Origin of the sequence: Lentzea sp. NBC_00516 (assembly GCF_036346835.1) — a bacterium.
Classification (GTDB): Bacteria; Actinomycetota; Actinomycetes; order Mycobacteriales; family Pseudonocardiaceae; genus Lentzea; species Lentzea sokolovensis.
Genome location: NZ_CP107840.1, coordinates 7,682,444 through 7,701,429 on the forward strand (window position 1 = coordinate 7,682,444; position 18,986 = coordinate 7,701,429).

Annotated in this window: 22 protein-coding genes; 20 read left to right on the top strand and 2 right to left on the bottom strand. The window is 68.2% G+C overall.

What is annotated here, in order from left to right:
* Window positions 1-48: 48 nt before the first annotated feature.
* From OG205_RS35330 to OG205_RS35340, 3 genes are all read left to right on the top strand, one after another.
* Window positions 49-1,563 carry a M1 family metallopeptidase gene (locus OG205_RS35330; RefSeq protein ID WP_330272234.1) on the top strand — a complete coding sequence of 505 codons (1,515 nt, stop codon included), beginning with the start codon at window positions 49-51 and terminating at the stop codon, window positions 1,561-1,563.
* Between the two features lie 130 nt (window positions 1,564-1,693).
* Window positions 1,694-2,239, top strand: a complete 546-nt coding sequence (locus OG205_RS35335; RefSeq protein WP_330272235.1) for a GNAT family N-acetyltransferase — start codon at window positions 1,694-1,696, stop codon at window positions 2,237-2,239.
* Window positions 2,240-2,261: 22 nt separating this feature from the next.
* Window positions 2,262-2,618 (top strand): GrpB family protein, encoded by a 357-nt coding sequence (locus tag OG205_RS35340; protein ID WP_330272236.1) that lies wholly within the window; start codon window positions 2,262-2,264, stop codon window positions 2,616-2,618.
* Here the strand turns inward: OG205_RS35340 and OG205_RS35345 are convergent.
* Window positions 2,590-3,822, bottom strand: coding sequence for an isochorismate synthase (locus OG205_RS35345; RefSeq protein WP_330272237.1), 1,233 nt, complete (start codon window positions 3,820-3,822; stop codon window positions 2,590-2,592). The genes OG205_RS35340 and OG205_RS35345 overlap by 29 nt on opposite strands.
* Before the next feature lie 165 nt (window positions 3,823-3,987).
* Between OG205_RS35345 and OG205_RS35350 the strand changes: the two genes are divergently transcribed.
* The 8 genes from OG205_RS35350 to OG205_RS35385 all read left to right on the top strand — a co-directional run bounded on the left by OG205_RS35350 (window position 3,988) and on the right by OG205_RS35385 (window position 9,346).
* A complete protein-coding gene (locus OG205_RS35350; RefSeq protein WP_442916628.1) occupies window positions 3,988-4,332 on the top strand; it encodes a DUF3592 domain-containing protein in 345 nt (114 codons plus the stop codon).
* Window positions 4,333-4,341: 9 nt separating this feature from the next.
* Window positions 4,342-5,280 carry a 1,2-phenylacetyl-CoA epoxidase subunit PaaA gene (gene paaA / locus OG205_RS35355; protein ID WP_330272239.1) on the top strand — a complete coding sequence of 313 codons (939 nt, stop codon included), beginning with the start codon at window positions 4,342-4,344 and terminating at the stop codon, window positions 5,278-5,280.
* Entirely contained in the window at window positions 5,277-5,561 is a 285-nt protein-coding gene (gene paaB / locus OG205_RS35360; RefSeq protein WP_090065945.1) for a 1,2-phenylacetyl-CoA epoxidase subunit PaaB, read from the top strand. The genes paaA and paaB overlap by 4 nt, the downstream gene beginning before the upstream one ends.
* Window positions 5,558-6,442: a 1,2-phenylacetyl-CoA epoxidase subunit PaaC gene (gene paaC, locus OG205_RS35365; RefSeq protein WP_330272240.1), complete on the top strand. Its 885-nt coding sequence runs from the start codon at window positions 5,558-5,560 to the stop codon at window positions 6,440-6,442. The genes paaB and paaC overlap by 4 nt, the downstream gene beginning before the upstream one ends.
* Complete coding sequence (gene paaD, locus OG205_RS35370; protein WP_330272241.1) at window positions 6,439-6,930, top strand: 1,2-phenylacetyl-CoA epoxidase subunit PaaD; 492 nt, start codon at window positions 6,439-6,441, stop codon at window positions 6,928-6,930. Before paaC ends, paaD begins: the two co-directional genes overlap by 4 nt.
* A 1-nt stretch (window position 6,931) precedes the next feature.
* Complete coding sequence (gene paaE / locus OG205_RS35375; RefSeq protein WP_330272242.1) at window positions 6,932-7,987, top strand: 1,2-phenylacetyl-CoA epoxidase subunit PaaE; 1,056 nt, start codon at window positions 6,932-6,934, stop codon at window positions 7,985-7,987.
* An 86-nt stretch (window positions 7,988-8,073) separates the two neighbouring features.
* Complete coding sequence (locus OG205_RS35380) at window positions 8,074-8,592, top strand: hypothetical protein (RefSeq protein ID WP_330272243.1); 519 nt, start codon at window positions 8,074-8,076, stop codon at window positions 8,590-8,592.
* A gap of 118 nt (window positions 8,593-8,710) precedes the next feature.
* Window positions 8,711-9,346 carry a hypothetical protein gene (locus OG205_RS35385; RefSeq protein ID WP_330272244.1) on the top strand — a complete coding sequence of 212 codons (636 nt, stop codon included), beginning with the start codon at window positions 8,711-8,713 and terminating at the stop codon, window positions 9,344-9,346.
* Here the strand turns inward: OG205_RS35385 and OG205_RS35390 are convergent.
* On the bottom strand, window positions 9,331-10,167 hold the full coding sequence (locus OG205_RS35390) for an inositol monophosphatase family protein (protein ID WP_330272245.1): 837 nt from the start codon (window positions 10,165-10,167) through the stop codon (window positions 9,331-9,333). The two genes, OG205_RS35385 and OG205_RS35390, sit on opposite strands and share 16 nt — an antisense overlap.
* A gap of 144 nt (window positions 10,168-10,311) precedes the next feature.
* Here OG205_RS35390 and OG205_RS35395 point away from each other — a divergent pair, with 144 nt between their 5' ends.
* The 9 genes from OG205_RS35395 to nuoE all read left to right on the top strand — a co-directional run bounded on the left by OG205_RS35395 (window position 10,312) and on the right by nuoE (window position 18,976).
* A complete protein-coding gene (locus OG205_RS35395) occupies window positions 10,312-11,385 on the top strand; it encodes a glycosyltransferase family 4 protein (RefSeq protein WP_330272246.1) in 1,074 nt (357 codons plus the stop codon).
* Window positions 11,382-12,479: a glycosyltransferase gene (locus OG205_RS35400; protein ID WP_330272247.1), complete on the top strand. Its 1,098-nt coding sequence runs from the start codon at window positions 11,382-11,384 to the stop codon at window positions 12,477-12,479. Before OG205_RS35395 ends, OG205_RS35400 begins: the two co-directional genes overlap by 4 nt.
* A 35-nt stretch (window positions 12,480-12,514) precedes the next feature.
* Window positions 12,515-13,246, top strand: a complete 732-nt coding sequence (locus tag OG205_RS35405) for a demethylmenaquinone methyltransferase (protein ID WP_330272248.1) — start codon at window positions 12,515-12,517, stop codon at window positions 13,244-13,246.
* Window positions 13,247-13,667: 421 nt separating this feature from the next.
* Window positions 13,668-14,933, top strand: coding sequence for a geranylgeranyl reductase family protein (locus OG205_RS35410; protein WP_330272249.1), 1,266 nt, complete (start codon window positions 13,668-13,670; stop codon window positions 14,931-14,933).
* A 265-nt stretch (window positions 14,934-15,198) separates the two neighbouring features.
* The gene (locus tag OG205_RS35415; protein WP_030478224.1) at window positions 15,199-15,564 is read left to right on the top strand and encodes an NADH-quinone oxidoreductase subunit A; all 366 of its coding nucleotides are present in this window, start codon (window positions 15,199-15,201) and stop codon (window positions 15,562-15,564) included.
* Between the two features lie 7 nt (window positions 15,565-15,571).
* Window positions 15,572-16,123, top strand: a complete 552-nt coding sequence (locus OG205_RS35420; protein WP_330272250.1) for a NuoB/complex I 20 kDa subunit family protein — start codon at window positions 15,572-15,574, stop codon at window positions 16,121-16,123.
* Window positions 16,120-16,869, top strand: coding sequence for an NADH-quinone oxidoreductase subunit C (locus OG205_RS35425; protein ID WP_330272251.1), 750 nt, complete (start codon window positions 16,120-16,122; stop codon window positions 16,867-16,869). Before OG205_RS35420 ends, OG205_RS35425 begins: the two co-directional genes overlap by 4 nt.
* Entirely contained in the window at window positions 16,866-18,260 is a 1,395-nt protein-coding gene (locus OG205_RS35430) for an NADH-quinone oxidoreductase subunit D (protein ID WP_330272252.1), read from the top strand. The genes OG205_RS35425 and OG205_RS35430 overlap by 4 nt, the downstream gene beginning before the upstream one ends.
* Window positions 18,257-18,976 (top strand): NADH-quinone oxidoreductase subunit NuoE, encoded by a 720-nt coding sequence (gene nuoE / locus OG205_RS35435; RefSeq protein ID WP_330272253.1) that lies wholly within the window; start codon window positions 18,257-18,259, stop codon window positions 18,974-18,976. Before OG205_RS35430 ends, nuoE begins: the two co-directional genes overlap by 4 nt.
* Window positions 18,977-18,986: the final 10 nt, after the last annotated feature.

Here is an 18,986-nt window from a genome sequence, read left to right on the forward strand (position 1 = left end):
TACGTAAGTCGGTAGTTCGTCCATGATCGTGTGGATAGCGTCCGCCGCATGTCGATCAGATCAAAGACGACGGCCGCGGTGGCGTCCGCGGCCGCGATTACGTTCTTCGCGGGGACGGCCCTCGCGGCGTCTCCGGGTGCTCCCGGAGCCGGCGACCCGTACTTCCCGACGTACGGCAACGGCGGGTACGACGTCTCCCACTACGACATCAGGCTCAACTACAACCCGACGGGCGACCAGCTCTCGGGCACCACGACGATCCTGGCCAAGGCCACCCAGGACCTCACGCAGTTCAACCTCGACTTCCTGCTCAAGGTGAAGTCGGTCCGCGTGAACAACGTGCCGGCCTCGTTCGTCTCCGACGAGGGCGAGCTCACGCTCACCCCGCGCGGCGGCGTCCGCAAGGGCCAGGACCTCACGATCGTCGTCACCTACGCCGACAGCCCGTCGACGGTGAAGGACCGCAACGGCTTCACGGCGTGGACGAAGACCCCCGACGGCGCCCTGGCCATCGGTGAGCCGGAGATCGCCTCCTGGTGGTTCCCGTCCAACGACCACCCCACCGACAAGGCCACCTTCGACGTCAACGTCGCCGTCCCGAACGGCGTCGAGGCGATCTCGAACGGCACCTTCATCGGCCAGACCCGCCAGATCAACGGCTACACCCGCTGGAACTGGCGCAGCACCAAGCCGCAGGCGACGTACCTGACGTTCCTGACCATCGGCCAGTTCGAGCTCCGCCAGGGCACCACGCCCTCCGGCCAGCCGTACGTCAACGCCTACTCCGAGCGCCTCGGCGAGAACGCCGACGCGGCCAAGGCGAGCATCGAGCGCACGCCAGAGGTCATCGAGTTCCTGTCGGAGAACTTCGGCCCGTACCCGTTCGAGGCGCAGGGCGGCGTCGCCACCCCGAACCTCGGCTACGCGCTGGAGAACCAGACCCGCCCGACCTACGACACGGGCTTCTTCCGCCGCGGCGCCAACACCTACGTCGTCGCGCACGAACTGGGCCACCAGTGGTTCGGCGATGCGGTCTCGGTCCACCACTGGCGGGACATCTGGCTGAACGAGGGCTTCGCCTCCTACGCGGAGTTCCTCTGGTCCGAGCACGTCGGTGAGGGCACGGCGCAGGAGAACGCCGACTTCACCTACGACCTGTACCCGGCCGACAGCGAGTTCTGGAACGTCCTGCCCGGCGACCCCGGTGCCGGCGCGGTGTTCGACGGCGCCGTCTACGACCGCGGCGCGCTGGCCGTGCACGCCCTGCGCGTGGCCGTGGGCGACGAGAAGTTCTTCGAGATCCTGAAGACCTGGACCGCGGAGAAGAAGTACTCGGACGCCACGATCGAGGAGTTCATCGCGCTGGCGGAGCGGGTCTCCGGCCAGCAGCTCGACCAGCTGTTCCAGACGTGGCTGTTCACGAAGGGCAAGCCGGCCGAGGCGCCCGGACGTCCGGCGGACGCCGCCTCGAAGTCCTTGTCCGTTGCTTCGGACAAGGCCGCGGAGCCGAAGTCGCGCGCCAAGATCCAGCTGACCCACGAACTGCTGGACGCGCACAAGTAGTTCGCGCACAAGTGATGCCGGACTGTCAGACCGGCTGAGTACGTTATGACGCAGGGGTTCCCAACTCAGGGGGACCCCTGCGTCAGCATGTGGAGGGGCCTTGACCGCAGACCGTGACCGACCTGGACCCGTGGCCTGGCCACCCGAGCCGATCAAGACCGAGCGGCTCGTGCTCCGCCAGTCGGAGGCTCGCGACCGACCGGCGTTCGTCGACCTGTTCGCCTCACCGGAGGTCGGCACCTACATCGGCGGCGCCCAACCGCGCGACGAGCTGGAACGCACCGCGCCCGAGGTGCCAGGACGGCGCTTCGGCTTCTTCGTGGTCGAACTCGACGGCACGATGATCGGCATGATCACGTTCGACCGGCGCGACCCCGGTCGCAAGGGCCGAGTCTGGCCGGACGCGGGGGAGGCCGAGCTCGGCTACATGTTCCTGCCGCACTCGTGGGGCCACGGGTACGCGGCCGAGGCGTGTGCGGCGGCACTCGACTGGTTCACCGCCGCGCACCCTGGCGAGCCGGTGGTGCTGTCGACCCAACTCGCCAACCGAGCCTCGCTTCGCCTCGTGGCGAAGCTGGGGTTCATCGAGGTGGACCGGTTCGAGGAGTACGGCGCCGAGCAGTGGTTCGGCGCGTGGTCACCGTTTTCACCCGAACGAGCCCGTATCGTGGAATAGGTCCAAGTCATAGCTTCGGTGAATGGCCTCGGTGACCGACCTGGACACCGTCACGGCCAACGCGTCCGATCTCCTGGCCGCAGCCGGCTGGTCCTACGTGCCCAAGGAACTCGACAACCGCCCGTGGCGCCGCTTCTTCGTCAAACCGGACGCCACCAACCAACGGCGAGAAGCGCACCTGCACCTGATCCAGGCAGGTCACCCGAGGTGGACCGACCAGATCCGCTTTCGAGACGCGCTGAGAAACGACAAAGAACGAGCGCAAGCCTACGAAGACCTGAAACGCCGACTAAGTCAACAAAGCGGTCACGACCGTGAGGCGTACACGAACGGCAAAGCGGCCTTCGTTGCTAAAGCCCTTCAAGGGCCTCACGCATAGGCCGCATCTTGGCGTGCGCCTCCTGCACCTCGATGTCGGGATCCGAGTCGGCCACCAGCCCACATCCGGCGAACAACCGAGCCGTCGACCCCGAGATCTGCGCGCAACGCAGAGCGATTCCGAGCTCCCCGTCCCCGTTCCCGTCGATCCACCCCACGGGCCCGGCGTACCGGCCGCGATCCATCCCCTCCAGCTGCGAGATCAGCTGAGTCGCGTCCAGCCGAGGCGTCCCACCCACGGCGGCAGTTGGATGCACGGCCTCGCCGAGGTGCAGCAACGACACGGACGACTCCAACGTCCCGATGACGTCCGAAGACAGGTGCGACACGTTGGGTAGCCGCAGAACCGAGGGTCCTTCGACGGACATGGTCGTGCAAAAGGGCCGCAACGTCTCCGCGAGAGAGGTGATCGCGTAGTCGTGTTCCTCGAGGTTCTTCTCCGACGACATCAACGCCGAAGCGAGCTCTTCGTCCGACACCCCGTCGTGCGGCCAGGTGGTCCCGGCCAGCACCCGCGAGTCCACGACCGATCCGGTCCGGCGCAGCAGCAGTTCGGGCGTGGCGCCGACCAGGCCGTCCACGGCGTAGGCCCAGCACTCGGGATAGCGGCGGGCCAGGCCCTGCAGCACGAACCGCTGGTCCAGGCGCCGGTCGGTGCGAGCTACCAGGTCGTGGGCCAGCACCACCTTGTCCAGCTCGCCGCCGCGCATCCGGTGCACGGCTTCACGAACGGCCTCGCGGTACTGCGTGACCGGCAGCTGTCCGTTGGAGTACCGCACGGTGGAAGGTCGCGACAGCGGCGTGACCAGCGGCGCGGGGTCCGAGGCGCCGATCGTGGTGACCCACTGCTCGCCGTTGCGGCGGCCGACGACCACCTCGGGCACGATCAGCACCGAGTCGCCGGGCGAGTCGGCGAAGGCCATCGAGACGAACGCCACGGGGCCGCTGCCCGGTACGCCCAGTTCGTCGTCCACGTCGAGGTGCGACACGAACTCCTGCCACCACTTGTCGGCCTGCGCGAACCTGTCCGGGCCGCTGACCTCCAGCCGTGCCGCCTCGCCCCAGCCGACCAGACCGGACCCGTCGCGCACCCACGCGAGCGCGCGCTCCGGGTCGGGCAGCATTCCGAGCAGGTCACCGGCGGTGTCCCGCTTCGACCGGACGCGGATTCGCTGCCGTGCTCGCGATGTCGGTGCTGAGGTCACTCTTTGACTGTATGGACCTCAACCTGAAAGCGCGGCATCCGCCCGGCTCTAGACTTCTCAGTTGTGGTGGAGGACGCAGTGACCAAGTCGCCCCGCGGTGTACGCGTCCGCCGTGCGGTTTGCAGGGCTTTGTTCGTCGTCGGTGGCGTGATCACGCTCGTTTGCGTGCTTCTGCCGATCGCGTGCTGGCGTGATGACGTGGCCATCGAGCGGTCGATGGGGCAGGCGGTCGCGCAGGTCGACTCCGTGTCCTTCAACCGGACCGTTGTGCGCTACGCCACACCCGACGGGCGCGTGATCATCCCGTCCCAGGGCGTGCTGTACCCGGACGGGCTGAAGGTCGGGGACAACGTGCGGGTCGAGTACGACCAGACGAACCCCGAACTCACGCGCGTCGCCGGCCGGACCGCGACGCTGAGCCTGCTTCCCGTTGGAACCTTCCTCGTGTCCATCTGGATCGTCATCGCCGCCGTTGTGACAGTTCTACGCAGATTCGGCGTCCGGGTGTAACATCGGGGCATGGCGGATGACCTGGAGCTGCGCTTCGAGCGCACCGTGCGGTCCGAATCGCGCATCGAACCGCGCGACTGGATGCCCGACGGCTACCGCAAGACCCTGATCAGGCAGATCGCCCAGCACGCGCACTCCGAGATCATCGGGATGCAGCCGGAGGGCAACTGGATCAGCCGCGCGCCCTCGCTGCGCCGCAAGGCGATCCTGCTCGCGAAGGTGCAGGACGAGGCGGGTCACGGCCTGTACCTGTACTCGGCGACGGAGACGCTCGGCGCCGACCGCGAGGACCTGACGACCAAGCTCATCGAGGGCCGCCAGAAGTACTCCTCGATCTTCAACTACCCGACGCTCACGTTCGCCGACGTCGGCGTGATCGGCTGGCTGGTGGACGGCGCCGCGATCTGCAACCAGGTGCCGTTGTGCCGCACTTCCTACGGGCCGTACGCGCGCGCCATGATCCGCATCTGCAAGGAAGAGTCGTTCCACCAGCGTCAGGGCTACGAGCTGCTGATGACGATGATGAGCGGCACCCAGCAGCAGCGCGACATGGTGCAGGACTCGGTGAACCGCTGGTGGTGGCCCGCGCTGATGATGTTCGGCCCGCCGGACGCCGAGTCGACGAACACCGAGCAGTCCATGGCGTGGCGGATCAAGCGCGACACCAACGACGAGCTGCGGCAGAAGTTCGTGAACATGAGCATGCCGCAGGCCGAGAAGCTCGGCGTGACCTTCCCGGACCCCGAGCTCAAGTGGAACGAAGAGCGCGGCGAGTACGACTTCGGTCAGCCGGACTGGGACGAGTTCTGGCAGGTCGTCAAGGGTGGAGGCGTCTGCAACGAGCAGCGCATCGCCCACCGCCGCAAGGCCCACGAGGACGGTGCGTGGGTCCGTGAAGCCGCGGCCGCGCACGCCCAGAAGCACGCACGTAAGGAAGGTGCCGCGTGAGCACGTCTTGGCCGCTGTGGGAAGTGTTCGTGCGCGGCAAGCGCGGGCTGAACCACGTGCACGTCGGTTCGCTGCACGCGCCGGACGCGGAGATGGCGCTGCGCAACGCCCGTGACGTCTACACGCGCCGCAACGAGGGTGTGTCGATCTGGGTGGTGCCCGCGACGGAGATCACCGCGTCCTCGCCGGACGAGAAGGACCCGTTCTTCGCGCCCGCGGGGGACAAGGTCTACCGGCACCCGACGTTCTACGCGATTCCCGAGGACGTGCCGCACCTATGAGCTTCGACAACGCGTACGAGTCTTTGCTGGGGCACGAAGATGCGCACTGGGCGTTCGGAACGGGCTTCTCGGAGGCCCTGTCCGGCGTCAACCGCGAGTTCCCCGCCGGGGTCGACAAGGACGCTCTCGCCGCCTACTGCCTGATGCTCGGCGACGACGCGTTGATCTTCTCGCAGCGTCTCTCGGAGTGGTGCTCGCGCGCTCCTGAGCTGGAAGAGGACATCGCGCTCGCCAACATCGCGCTGGACCTGCTCGGCCAGGCCCGCATGCTGCTCACGCGCGCCGGCGAGGTGCTCGGCCGGGACGAGGACGCCCTGGCCTACCTGCGCGACGAACGCGAGTTCCGCAACGTGCACCTGGCCGAGATCGACTGCGGCCCAGGTCCCGGCGGCGACTTCGCGACGACCATCGCGCGCCTGCTGGTGTTCTCGTCGTGGCGTCTCGCGCTCTTCTCCCGCCTGCGAGGCTCGGCCGACCCGGTGCTCGCCGCGATCGCAGAGAAGGGCCTCAAGGAGCTGGCCTACCACCGCGACCACGCCGCCCAGTGGACCGTTCGCCTCGGCGACGGCACCGACGAGTCGCACCGCCGCATGCAGGTGGGCCTGGAACGCGTGTGGCCGTTCGTCGACGAGCTGTTCGCGACGCACTCGGTCGAAGCCGCGCTTCAGGGCGTCGCCGTCGACCCGGCCTCGCTGCGGTCCGAAGTGGACGGTGTACTGGAAGCGGTGCTCAGCGCCGCAGGCCTCACGCGTCCCAAGGACACCCGTGCCGCCCGTGTCGCGGGTATGGCGGGCCGCGACGGCGTGCACACCGAGGCCATGGGCTTCCTGCTGGCCGAGATGCAGCACCTGCACCGTTCGCTGCCGGGAGCGGTCTGGTGACGACGGCACTGGAGGTCGCGTCGGCCGTGCGGGACCCGGAACTCCCGGTCCTCACGCTCGCGGACCTCGGCGTGCTCCGCGAGGTCTCCGAACAGGACGGTCGCGTCGTCGTCACCATCACCCCGACCTACTCAGGCTGTCCCGCGATCGACGAGATGGGCGCTGACCTGCGTCGATCGCTCGTCGGCGCCGGCTACGCCGAGGTCGAGGTACGTCTTTCGCTCTCTCCGGCCTGGACCACGGACTGGATCAGTGACGAGGGCCGGGAGAAGCTTTCTCAGGCCGGCATCGCGCCACCGTCCCGAATCGGTCCCACAGTGGCGGGCCCGATCCCGCTCAACCTCGTGCCACCGTCACGGCAGGTCGCGTGCCCGCAGTGCGGCTCGCTGAACACCTCGGAGATTTCACGGTTCGGCTCCACCGCGTGCAAGGCCCTGCGCCGCTGCCACGCCTGCGCCGAACCGTTCGAGCACGTCAAGGAGATCTGAGTTGGCGCCCAAGAACGGAAGGCGGGCGGCCGCCTTCCACAAGCTCACGGTCGCCCAGGTCGACCGCCTCTGCGACGACGCCGTGGCCGTCACGTTCGACGTGCCAGGGGACCTCGCGGACGAGTTCGCCTTCGCCGCGGGCCAGTACCTGACCCTGCGCCAGGGCGACGAACGCCGCTCGTACTCGATCTGCGCCCCCACCGGCGCCGCCCCGCGCATCGGCGTGCGCCGAGTGGATGGCGGCCAGTTCTCGACGTGGCTCGTGGACCGGCTCGTCCCAGGTGACGTGATCGAGGTCCTGCCCCCGCTGGGCAAGTTCACCCCGACCGGCGTCGGCACCCACCACGGCCTGGTCGTCGCGGGCTCCGGCATCACCCCGGCCCTGTCGATCGCCGCGACCGTCCTGGCCACCGGCGCCCGAGTGACCCTGATGTACGGCAACCGCAGCACGAACACGGTGATGTTCGCCGACGAGCTGGCCGACCTGAAGGACCGCTACCCGGCCACGTTCCAGCTGATCCACGTCCTGTCCCGCGAACCGCGAGACGTGGAACTGTTCACCGGCCGCCTGACCGCCACGAAGCTGACGGCCCTGTTCGGCAGCGTCGTCCCGTTCGACGCCATTGACGAGTGGTGGCTGTGCGGCCCCTACGAGATGGTGCAGGACGCCACGGCCGTGCTGCGCGATCGCGGCGTTGCTCCCGACCGCATGCACCACGAACTCTTCTACGTGGACGAGCCACCGCCCCCACCACGCCGCACGGAAGCCGTCGTGGACGCCGCGGCCTCGGTCACGGTCGTGCTGGACGGCAAGTCGACCACGCTGCCGCTACCGGCAGACGAGGCGATCCTGGACGCGGCCCAACGCGTCCGCGCCGACCTGCCGTTCGCCTGCAAGGGCGGGGTGTGCGGCACGTGCCGGGCGCTGGTGACCGAGGGCAGCGTCGAGATGCGCCGCAACTACGCGCTCGACGAGTCCGAGGTGGCCGCCGGGTTCGTGCTGACCTGTCAGGCGTTGCCGACCAGTGAGTGCGTAACGGTCGACTTCGACGCCTGAACGGAGCAGCTCGTTACTCCTTTGAGACCATATGGTCCATGTGGCATGGATTTTTGGACGAGTCGCGTCGAGGTGCGACGTATCTCGTGGTCGCGGTCGTTGTTCGGCCGCGTGAACTGGATGCGGTCCGTTCCGCGCTACGCCGGTTGGTCAGGCCCGGCCAGCGTCGCGTCCACTTCAAGAAGGAAAGCGACTCCCGAAGGCGGGAACTCGTCTCCCGGCTGCGTGAGATGGGTCTGCGCGCAGCGGTGTGGACTGTTCGCGATTCGGATGACATTCGTGCTCGCCAGCTTTGCCTGTCCGCTGCGGCGACTTGGCTTCAGGAGCTCGGAGTCGCTCGGCTGGCGATCGAGAGCTGTGCGCACCAGGACGTCCGGGATCGGCAGACGCTCGCGGTAACGCTGGAGAAGGTGGACGAACCGTTCGCCTACGAGCACTTGAGGCCGGCCGAGGATCCTGTCCTGTGGGCGAGCGACGCGCTCGCGTGGTGCTTCGGAGCGGGAGGTGACTGGCGGCAGCGCGTCCAACCGATGCTCGACGCGGTGGTGAAACTTGACCAGTGCCCAGAAAGCGCGAAACCCGGCAACCGACCGTCCGGACGGTGAACCGGGTCCACTTCCGGCTCCTATTGGAACCGACAAGAAGAACAGTAGCACGGACAAAACGCAGCTTGCGGTCTCAGACGGACCACGAACGGGCGATGAACATGGCACGATCAGTGTCATGGGGATCGTCGTCCGCTCAGCTCTCTGGGGTGCCGCAATCGGCACCCTGCTGATGGGCGCCCTCGTCACGTTCATCGACATGACGGTCCCCAGCGACAAACCGCCGTCCTCGACCATCATCACGATCCTCGCGGTCATGGTCGTCTCCTTCATGATCGGCGCCATCCCCGGCGCGGTCGTCGGCACCGGTATCGGCTTCATCCGCCGCTCCGTCCAGCAGCCGCGGCAGATGCCCAGACAGATGCCCAGGCCGATGCACCCGCCGGTCCCGCAGCAGCCCTACGACATGTGGTCCGATCTGGTCGAACGCTGCGCCGCGTCCACGCGCAGGGTCGCCGCGGCGGTCCAGACCGTGCCGAAGTCGGCGGCCAAGGACTGGCTGGAGCGGATCAGCGAGCAGCTGACCAGGGAACTCGACGACGTGCGGGGCATCGCGCAGCTCGGGCGGGCGCTCGGCTCTGTGGACCGGCAGCACCCGATCTACCAGCGGTTGCTCAGGGCTTCGCACGACTTCCACCAGTTCGAGAACGAGGTCGGGCGGGTGGCGTTGCAGATGTTCGACCACCCCGAACTGGACGAGGCGCGCACGCATCTCGAGATGCTCGAGAAGCAGCTTCCTCAGCTGTCGACCTGAAGCGCGGACTGCCACCAGCCCAGCACCTCGTCGGCTGCCTCGGGAGCGGCGACCAGTAGTCCGTCGACGGGCAGTTGGGCGCCCTCGCCGCGTCTGTCGAGCACGACCGCACCCGACTCCACGGCCAATGACACCGCACCGGCGACGTCCCACTCGTGGTAGCCGTGCAGCACGGCCGCTGCGACGTGTCCCAGCGCCACTTGTGCGACGGCCAGGCATTTCGAGCCGAGAACGCGCACGCCCGTGCCCGCTGTCGCGGCTGTGGAGATGAACTCGCCCATGCCGGCCCACGGACCGGTGCGCGTCATCTCGGTGCACACGACAAGAGAGTCGCCTTGGCGTTCGGTCAGGCGGATCGGTGTGCCGTTCGCACGCATGCCACGGCCGCGGGCGGCGGCGTAGATCTGCGAGCGGTACGGGTCGGCGACGACCCCGACCACCGGGCCCCAGCGGTCCACCAACGCCAGGCTGTAGGCACACCAGGGCATGCCCGCCGTGTAGTTCGCGGTGCCGTCGACCGGGTCGACGACCCAGCGGAACTCCGAGTCGGTGGGTGCGTTCCCGTCGTCGGAGTTCTCGCAGAACACCGGGATCGAGGGGAACTCCTTGGTGAGCACGCGCCGGGTGTGGCGTTCCAGGGTGCGGTCGGTGTCGGTGACCCAGTCGAACGGTGACTCGCCGGAGTCGGGACGCACGCCTCGGCCTGCGGTGGCCATGATGACGTCCGAAGCGTCGTTCGCCAGGCGACCGGCCACTTCCAGCGCGATGGACACCAGGCCGGGGTCGACCGGCTGGGCGGGACGGGACGACAAGACGGTCATGCTGGCCTAGTTTCACCGCGTCGGATGTCCGGGAACCTAAGCACAGATGACGAAATGACGATCACCTGGCCACGACGTGAGGTGTTCCGTCCACGTCAAATCTGAGGTCACGCGGACTTCATGCGGGCACCTCATGGTGTCCCTGTGCGAGTAGCGATCGTGACCGAGAGCTTCCTGCCTCAGGTGAACGGCGTCACCAACTCCGTGCTCCGCGTGCTGGAGCACCTGCGCCGCAACGGCCATCAGGCGCTCGTCGTGGCGCCCGGTGCCGGCGCGGAAGAGCACCACGGCACGCCCGTCGTCAGAGTGTCGGCGGTCGACGTGCCCATGGTGACCAGTCTGCCCATCGGCGTGCCCAGCCCGAGAGTGCTGCACGCGCTCGCCGACTTCCAGCCCGACGTCGTGCACCTCGCGTCGCCGTTCGTGCTGGGCGCGTACGGCCTCAGAGCCGCGCGCAAGCTCGACGTGCCGACCGTCGCGGTCTACCAGACCGACGTCGCCGGGTTCGCCGGCAACTACGGCCTCGGACTCACCAAGCGCGCGGCATGGCGGTGGACGAAACGCCTGCACACGCTGGCGGACCGCACGCTGGCACCGTCGAGCTCGGCGGTCGAAGCGCTGGAACAGCACGGCGTGCCGCGCGTGCACCGGTGGGCCCGCGGCGTCGACCTCGACCTCTTCCACCCGCGCCCCAGGCACAACGACGAGCTCACCATCGGCTACGTCGGCCGCCTGGCACCGGAGAAGCAGGTCCAGAGGCTGAAGGAACTCCACGACCTGCCGGGCGTGAAGCTGCGGATCGTCGGCGACGGCCCGGACCGCGAGCAACTCGAGAAGGACATGCCGAACGCCGAGTTCCTGGGCTTCCGCACCGGCCACGAACTGGCCGAGGCCTACGCGTCGTTGGACGTCTTCATCCACACGGGCCCGCACGAGACGTTCTGCCAGGCCGTGCAGGAAGCCCTCGCGACCGGCCTGCCGGTGCTGGCGCCGAACGCGGGCGGCCCGCGCGACCTGGTCCGCCACGGCCGCACCGGATACCTCTTCGAAGAAGACATCGCGCAGTACGTGGACCTGCTCCGCGACCCGATGCGGCGCAAGCGCTTCGGTCTCGCAGCCCGCAAGTCGGTGCTCAGCCGCACCTGGCCGGCGATCTGCGACGAGCTGATGGGTCACTACGCCGCGGTGATCGGACTGACTCACCAGGCGGCCGCTTGAGAATCGTGCAGCTCGCCAACTTCTACGGCCCCAAGTCGGGCGGCCTCCGCACGGCACTGCACCACCTGGGCACCGGCTACGCGCAGCTGGGCCACGAGGTGGTGCTCGTCGTGCCGGGCCCCCACCACGCCGACGAGGAACTGCCGGGCGGAGTCCGCCGAATCACCCTCCCGGCACTGAAGATCCCGTACACCGGCGGCTACCGCGTGGTGGACCCGTGGCGCGTCAAAACCCTCATGGAACACCTGCGCCCAGACCGCCTGGAGGTCTCCGACCGCCTGACCCTGCGCGGCATGGGCGCGTGGGCGAGCGAGCGAGACATCCCGAACGTGGTCATCTCCCACGAACGCCTGGACCGCCTCCTCCAGTTCGTGCTGCCCACAACCCCGGCGGAACGAGGCGCGGACTGGGCGAACCGCCGCATGGCCGCCTCCTACGACACCGTCGTCTGCACGACAGGTTTCGCCCGCGAGGAGTTCGAACGCATCGGCGCATCGAACGTGACCCAGGTCCCGCTGGGCGTGGACCTGGCGACGTTCACCCCAAGCCGCCACTCGGCAGACCTCCGCCGAGACCTCCTGCAGGACAAGGAGAACCTGCTGATCCACTGTGGACGGTTGTCGCCGGAGAAACACGTCGAACGCTCGGTCGACACCCTCGCCGAACTGCACGAACAGGGCCACTCCACCCGCCTGGTGATCGCCGGCGAAGGCCCGAGACGCTCGTCCCTGGAAAAGCGAGCGGCGGGCCTGCCCGTGACGTTCCTCGGCTTCGTGAAGTCCCGCCTGGACGTGGCCTCCCTGCTGGCTTCAGCAGACCTGTCCCTGGCTCCGGGTCCACACGAGACGTTCGGACTGGCCGCACTGGAAGCCCTGGCCAGCGGCACCCCGGTGGTGGTCAGCCAGAGCAGCGCTCTGAAGGAGATCGTCCAACCGTCCTGCGGCGCCGCGGTCTCCGACGACGCCCCGGCCTTCGCCTCCGCGGCCCAACGCCTACTCACATCAGGCTCCCGGGAAGCTGCCCGAGCCAGAGCCGAGGAGTACCCGTGGCACGCGGCGGTGGACGGCATGCTGACGGCCCTGAAGGTGCCCTGACGATGATCTCAGCGAGCCTGACTTAGTCTCTAGTCATGTCGCGAGCCGGCCTGGACAAGAACCCCCGCGAGGTAGCCGAGATGTTCGACGGCGTGGCCAAGGGCTACGACCGCACGAACTCGGTCATGACGCTGGGCTTCGACCGCCGCTGGCGGGACTGGAGCAGGCGAGTCCTCGACGCCCGCCCGAACGAGAAGGTGTTGGACCTCGCCGCGGGCACCGCGGTCTCGACCGTCGAGTACGCCGCGTCAGGCGCCTGGTGCGTGGCGGCGGACTTCTCCGTGGGCATGCTCGCCTCAGGAGCCCACCGCCCAGTCCCGAAGGTGGCCGCGGACGCCCTCCGCCTGCCCTTCAAGGACAACTCGTTCGACGCGGTCACGGTCTCCTTCGGCATCCGCAACTTCAACGACACGGTCGTAGCCCTCGAGGAGATGGCCAGGGTCACCAAGCCAGGCGGCCGCATGGTGATCTGCGAGGTCTCCACCCCGGTCTGGAAGCCGTTCCGCTTCGTCTACATGCGCTACCTGCTCAAACTCCTCCCGCTCATCGCGAAGTTCGTGTCGAGCAACCCGGTCGCCTACTCCTACCTGGCCGAATCCATGGCCACGTGGCCGGACCAGCGCACGCTCGGCGAGCTCATCTCGCAGGCGGGCTGGGAGGACGTGGCCTGGTTCAACCTGACCGGCGGCATGGTCGCCCTGCACCGCGCGACGAAGCCCAAGCCGAAGGCCGAAGACGCAGTCGAGGCAGCCGAGCCGACGGCCTGAGGTCCGCCCCCGCAAGGTGACCTCACGCACGCACGGCGACCCCTCCGCTGGAACAGGACCTAGCCACCGCAACCTGCCCCGCGCGGTGCCAACCGGTGCCCGCCAACGCAAGGCAACCTCGTACGAGGCCTGGCGTGGCGACGCGAAGCGAGCCGTCTGAACCTAGGGCGCCGGGTAGCGGTGCGCCCCAATCGCAACCCCGCACTTCGTCACTACCCGCGGAAGCACCCTCGCAAGGCGACGGAACGTCAGGAACGCGACCAACCCCGCTGGAACGCGACGACCCGCACGCAACGGAACCCGCACGGCCCCCGCCCGCCAACGCAACCAGGCCCCGCACGCCCCCAGCCCCCAAGACCCTCAGCAATGTCCGGTTAGAGTCGCCAGCAGAAGCTGTGACCGGTACACGCAGGGAGTCTGGATGAGCAGGCGCGGGATCAACGAGGACGCCGACGTCATCGTGGTGGGGGCGGGACCGGCGGGCTCGACCGCGGCGACCTACCTGGCCAGGGCAGGCCTCGACGTCCTCCTCCTGGAGAAGAGCACCTTCCCGAGGGAGAAGGTCTGCGGCGACGGCCTGACCCCGCGAGGCGTCAAGCAACTCATCGACCTGGGCATCGACACCCGCGAGAGCAACGGCTGGCTGCACAACAAGGGCCTGCGCGTGGTCGGCGGCGGCGTGACGATGGAGCTGGACTGGCCGGATCTGGCCACGTTCCCGAACTACGGCGTCGTGCGTCCGCGCATGGACTTCGACGAGATGCTCGCGAACGCGGCCAAGGCAGCCGGTGCGCGCATGCACGAGCACACCACGGTCACCAAGGCCATCATCGAGAACGGCCGGGTCGTCGGCGTCGAAGCCAAGCAGGGACCGGAAAAGAACCCGGTCACCTACCGAGCCCCGATCGTCGTCGGTTGTGACGGTGTGTCAGCGCGCCTGGCCCTGAGCATCGGCCTGCAGAAGGACGACGCCAAGCCCATGGGCGTCGCGGTTCGCCGCTACTACAACAGCCCGCGCACCAAGGACGACTACCTCGAGTCGCATCTCGAACTCTGGGCGCCGGACGGCAAGCTGCTCCCCGGCTACGGCTGGATCTTCGGCATGGGTGACGGCACCGTGAACGTCGGCCTGGGCATTCTCAGCACGTCAAAGGCCTACGGCACCACCGACTACCGCCAGCTCCTGCGCTCCTGGCTCGACGGCACCCCGGAGGAGTGGGGCTTCCGCGAGGAGAACGCGACGAGCCGCATCGGCGGCGCCGCGCTCCCCATGGGCCTCAACCGCAAGCCGCACTACCGGGCGGGCCTGCTGCTCGTCGGCGACGCCGGCGGCATGGTCAACCCCTTCAACGGCGAGGGCATCGGCTACGCCATGGAGTCGGCCAGGATCGCCTCCGAGTCGATCGTTCAGGCACTCGCGCGGACCGGCGTCAACCGTGAACGGGCGCTGCACGGCTACCCGGTCCGGATCGAAGAGGCGCTCGGCAGTTACTACCGGCTCGGGAACGTCTTCTCGAAGCTCATCGGAAACCCGGCGATCATGCGGACCGCAACGAAGTACGGAATGCCGCGGAAACGCCTGATGAAACTGGTGCTCAAGCTCCTCGCGGGCCTCTACGACCCCAAGGACGGCGACTCAATGGACCGCCTCATCGTGGCCGCCACGAAGCTCGCTCCCAGCGCGTAAATTACTCCGATTAGGTGACGGCACCGGCTCAATACGAGCCGGTGCCGTTTCGCATGTGTCCACCACGTTAAAGCCCCAGGTCAGACCCTGTGATCTAGGTCATTTACAGGCGTTCTACACTGGCGGGCGACCTTGTGAATCACTTCACAACAGTCTGAACAAGCTTGTGAACTGTTTCACAAGCGTTTGTTAGGTTCGCCTAACAAACGCGCTGGAGAACATCACCCTTAGGGTGCGGGCGACCGCGAGGAAAGGACGACGGAGCGTGCTTGACCCTTACCTCCCCCTCGTATTGATGTTCGCGCTCGCCGGGGCGTTCGCACTGTTCTCGGTGACCGCGGCTCCCTACATCGGACCGCGCCGCTACAACAAGGCGAAGCTCGACGCGTACGAGTGCGGCATCGAGCCGAGCCCGCAGCCGGTCGTGGGTGGTGGGCGCATGCCCGTCGCCTACTACCTGACGGCGATGCTGTTCATCTTGTTCGACATCGAAATGGTCTTCCTCTACCCGTTCGCCGTAGCGGCCGACAAGCTCGGCCTGTTCGGGCTGGTGGAGATCGTCCTGTTCGTCGCCACGGTCGGCTTCGCGTACGTCTACGTGTGGCGTCGCGGCGGCCTCGACTGGAACTGAGGAAGTCATGGGTCTCGAGGAGAAGCTCCCGAACGGCATCCTGCTGGTCAGCGTCGAGAAGCTGGTCAACTGGACCCGCAAGTCCTCGCTCTGGCCTGCCACCTTCGGCCTGGCCTGCTGCGCCATCGAGATGATGACGACGGGTGCGCCGCGGTACGACCTGGCCCGCTTCGGCATGGAGGTCTTCCGGGCCTCACCGCGCCAGGCGGACCTGATGATCGTGGCCGGCCGCGTCACCAACAAGATGGCGCCGGTGCTGCGGCAGATCTACGACCAGATGCCCGAGCCGCGCTGGGTGCTGGCCATGGGCGTGTGCGCCAGCAGTGGCGGCATGTTCAACAACTACGCGGTGGTGCAGGGCGTCGACCACGTGGTGCCCGTCGACATGTACCTGCCGGGCTGCCCGCCGCGGCCGGAGATGCTGATCGACGCGATCCTCAAGATCCACGCCAAGATCATGGACGAGCCGCTGGGCGCCGTGCGCGCCAAGGCGCTCGCCGACTCGGGCTACCGCACCGATCTCATCCCGTCGTCCGAGCGTTTTGCGAGGAAGAAGTGACCGAGCCAGGGGGAGAGCACTCCAGCGTCAACCGCGCGGGAGAGGACCTCGAGAAGACCAACCCGACAGACGCGAAGGCGAAGGCGCCGCTGTTCGCCGGCCACGAGCGCCAGGGCCTCTTCGGCGTCACCGGCTCCGGTGACACGTCGGGCTTCGGCGGTCTGCGCCTGCCCGCCCACGTCTCCGCGCCCGCCGAGCGCCCGTTCGGTGGCTGGTTCGACGAGGTCGCCGACGAGCTGTTCGCGTCGATCGCGGACAAGGGCCTGCCCGCCGACACGGTGCAGCAGGTGACGGTCGACCGCGGCGAGATCACCTTCTACCTCAAGCCGGAGACGCTGCTGGAGGTCGCGCGGATCTTCCGCGACACCCCGGCGCTGCGCTTCGAGCTCTGCAGCTCGGTGTCCGGTGTGGACTACGGCGCCGACGTGCCGCAGCGCCTGCACTCGGTCACGCACCTCACGTCGATGACGTACCGCCGCCGCGTGCGGCTGGAGGTCGCGGTCGACGTCGAGAACCCGCACGTGCCGAGCCTCGTCGAGGTCTACCCGACGGCGGACTGGCAGGAGCGCGAGACCTGGGACATGTTCGGGATCATCTACGACGGTCACCCCGGACTGACCCGCATCCTCATGCCGGACGACTGGGACGGACACCCCCAGCGCAAGGACTACCCGCTGGGTGGCATCCCGGTGGAGTACAAGGGCGCGGAGATTCCTCCGCCGGACCAGAGGCGGTCCTACTCATGACCGAGCGGCTTTCCGACGTCACCACGGGCACCGACACGAGCGGTACCGGGCGTGACAGCGTCGAGACCAAGGCGACCCCGGAGACCCCCGAGATCGCGGACTCCCGGAAGACCACCGAGGGCACCGTCTACACGGTGACCGGCGGCGACTGGGACGAGGTGCTCGCGGACGCCGTCCACGACGAGCGCATCGTCATGAACCTCGGCCCGCAGCACCCCTCGACCCACGGCGTGCTCCGCCTGGTCCTGGAGCTCGAGGGCGAGACGGTCACGCACGCGCGCAGCGTCATCGGCTACCTGCACACCGGCATCGAGAAGAACCTCGAGTACCGGAACTGGGTCCAGGGCGTCACCTTCATCACGCGCACCGACTACCTCGCGCCGCTGCACCACGAGGCCGCGTACTGCATGAGCGTCGAGAAGCTGCTCGGCGTCACGGTGCCGGACAAGGCGCAGGCGATCCGCGTGCTGCTGATGGAGATCAACCGCATCAGCTCGCACCTCGTCGCGCTCGCCACCGGCGGCATGGAGCTCGGTGCCCTCACCGGCATGACCTCCGGCTTCCGTGAGCGCGAAGAGGCTCTGCACTTGCTGGAGCACCTCACCGGCCTGCGGATGAACCACGCGTTCATCCGTCCCGGCGGTCTCGCGCAGGACCTGCCGGACGACGCGGTCGAGAAGATCACCTCGTTCGTCAAGATCATGGAAAAGCGGCTGCCGGACTACGACAAGCTGCTCACCGGCCAGCCGATCTGGCGCAACCGCATGGCGGGCGTGGGTTACCTGCCCGTCGACGCGTGCCTCGCGCTCGGCATCACCGGCCCGATCCTGCGCTCCGCCGGCCTCGCCTGGGACCTGCGCAAGATCGAGCCGTACTGCGGCTACGAGAACTACCAGTTCGACGTGCCGACCTCGAACGCGGCGGACTGCTTCGCGCGGTACCTGCTGCGTCTCGAGGAGATGCACCAGTCGCTGCGGATCATCAAGCAGGTCGTGAAGAGCCTGCCGACCGGTCCGGTCATGGTCGAGGACGCGAAGATCGCGTGGCCGGCGCAGCTCACGATCGGCAGCGACGGCATGGGCAACTCGCTCGAGCACGTCCGCAAGATCATGGGCCAGTCCATGGAGTCCCTGATCCACCACTTCAAGCTGGTGACCGAGGGCTTCAAGGTTCCGGCGGGCCAGGTCTACGTGCCGGTCGAGTCGCCGCGCGGCGAGCTCGGCTACCACGTCGTCTCCGACGGCGGCACCAGGCCGATGCGCGTGCACCTGCGCGAACCAAGCTTCGTGAACCTCCAGTCGATGCCCGCGATGTGCGAGGGCGGCATGGTCGCCGACGTGATCGCGTCCGTCGCCTCGATCGACCCGGTGATGGGTGGTTGCGACCGATGACTCAGGCCCCAGAGACCACGACGTTCGACCAGTCCACTGTGGACAGGGCGCAGGCGATCATCGCCCGCTACCCGCAGGCCCGCAGTGCGCTGCTCCCGATGCTGCACCTCGTGCAGTCGGTCGAGGGCTACGTCTCCCAGGACGGCATCCGGTTCTGCGCCGGACAGCTCGACCTGAGCGAGGCCGAGGTCAGCGCGGTCGCGACGTTCTACACGATGTACAAGCGCCGCCCGTGCGGTGAGCACCTGGTCAGCGTGTGCACGAACACGCTGTGCGCGGCCCTGGGCGGCGACGAGATCTACTCGACGCTCAAGAGCCACCTCGGTGTCGGCCACGAGGAGACCGCGGGCGAGCCCGGCACGCAGGGTTCGATCACGCTGGAGCACGCCGAGTGCCTCGCGGCGTGCGACCTCGGCCCGGTGCTCCAGGTCAACTACGAGTTCTACGACAACCAGACGCCGGACAAGGCCCTGGGACTCGTGAAGGCGTTGCAGTCGGGGGACAAGCCCGCCCCGACGCGCGGCGCGCCGCTCACCGACTTCAAGCAGGCCGAGCTCCAGCTCGCCGGGTTCTTCGAGGGTCGCGACGCCGACCTCGACGGCCCGTCGGCGGCGCCGGAGACGCTGGCCGGTGCGCAGATCGCCAAGGACCGAGGCTGGGACGCGCCGAACACGCCGTCCAACGCCGAGTTCCCTGCCCTGCCGGAAAAGAAGTAGGGGAACACCA

Coding starts and splice junctions, on each gene's coding strand:
- OG205_RS35330 (WP_330272234.1), top strand. CDS start 49: ATGTCGATCAGATCAAAGACGACGGCCGCGGTGGCGTCCGCGGCCGCG.
- OG205_RS35410 (WP_330272249.1), top strand. CDS start 13,668: ATGAGCAGGCGCGGGATCAACGAGGACGCCGACGTCATCGTGGTGGGG.
- paaC (WP_330272240.1), top strand. CDS start 5,558: ATGAGCTTCGACAACGCGTACGAGTCTTTGCTGGGGCACGAAGATGCG.
- OG205_RS35420 (WP_330272250.1), top strand. CDS start 15,572: ATGGGTCTCGAGGAGAAGCTCCCGAACGGCATCCTGCTGGTCAGCGTC.
- OG205_RS35430 (WP_330272252.1), top strand. CDS start 16,866: ATGACCGAGCGGCTTTCCGACGTCACCACGGGCACCGACACGAGCGGT.
- OG205_RS35385 (WP_330272244.1), top strand. CDS start 8,711: ATGGGGATCGTCGTCCGCTCAGCTCTCTGGGGTGCCGCAATCGGCACC.
- nuoE (WP_330272253.1), top strand. CDS start 18,257: ATGACTCAGGCCCCAGAGACCACGACGTTCGACCAGTCCACTGTGGAC.
- OG205_RS35340 (WP_330272236.1), top strand. CDS start 2,262: ATGGCCTCGGTGACCGACCTGGACACCGTCACGGCCAACGCGTCCGAT.
- OG205_RS35390 (WP_330272245.1), bottom strand. CDS start 10,167: ATGACCGTCTTGTCGTCCCGTCCCGCCCAGCCGGTCGACCCCGGCCTG.
- OG205_RS35405 (WP_330272248.1), top strand. CDS start 12,515: ATGTCGCGAGCCGGCCTGGACAAGAACCCCCGCGAGGTAGCCGAGATG.
- paaA (WP_330272239.1), top strand. CDS start 4,342: ATGGCGGATGACCTGGAGCTGCGCTTCGAGCGCACCGTGCGGTCCGAA.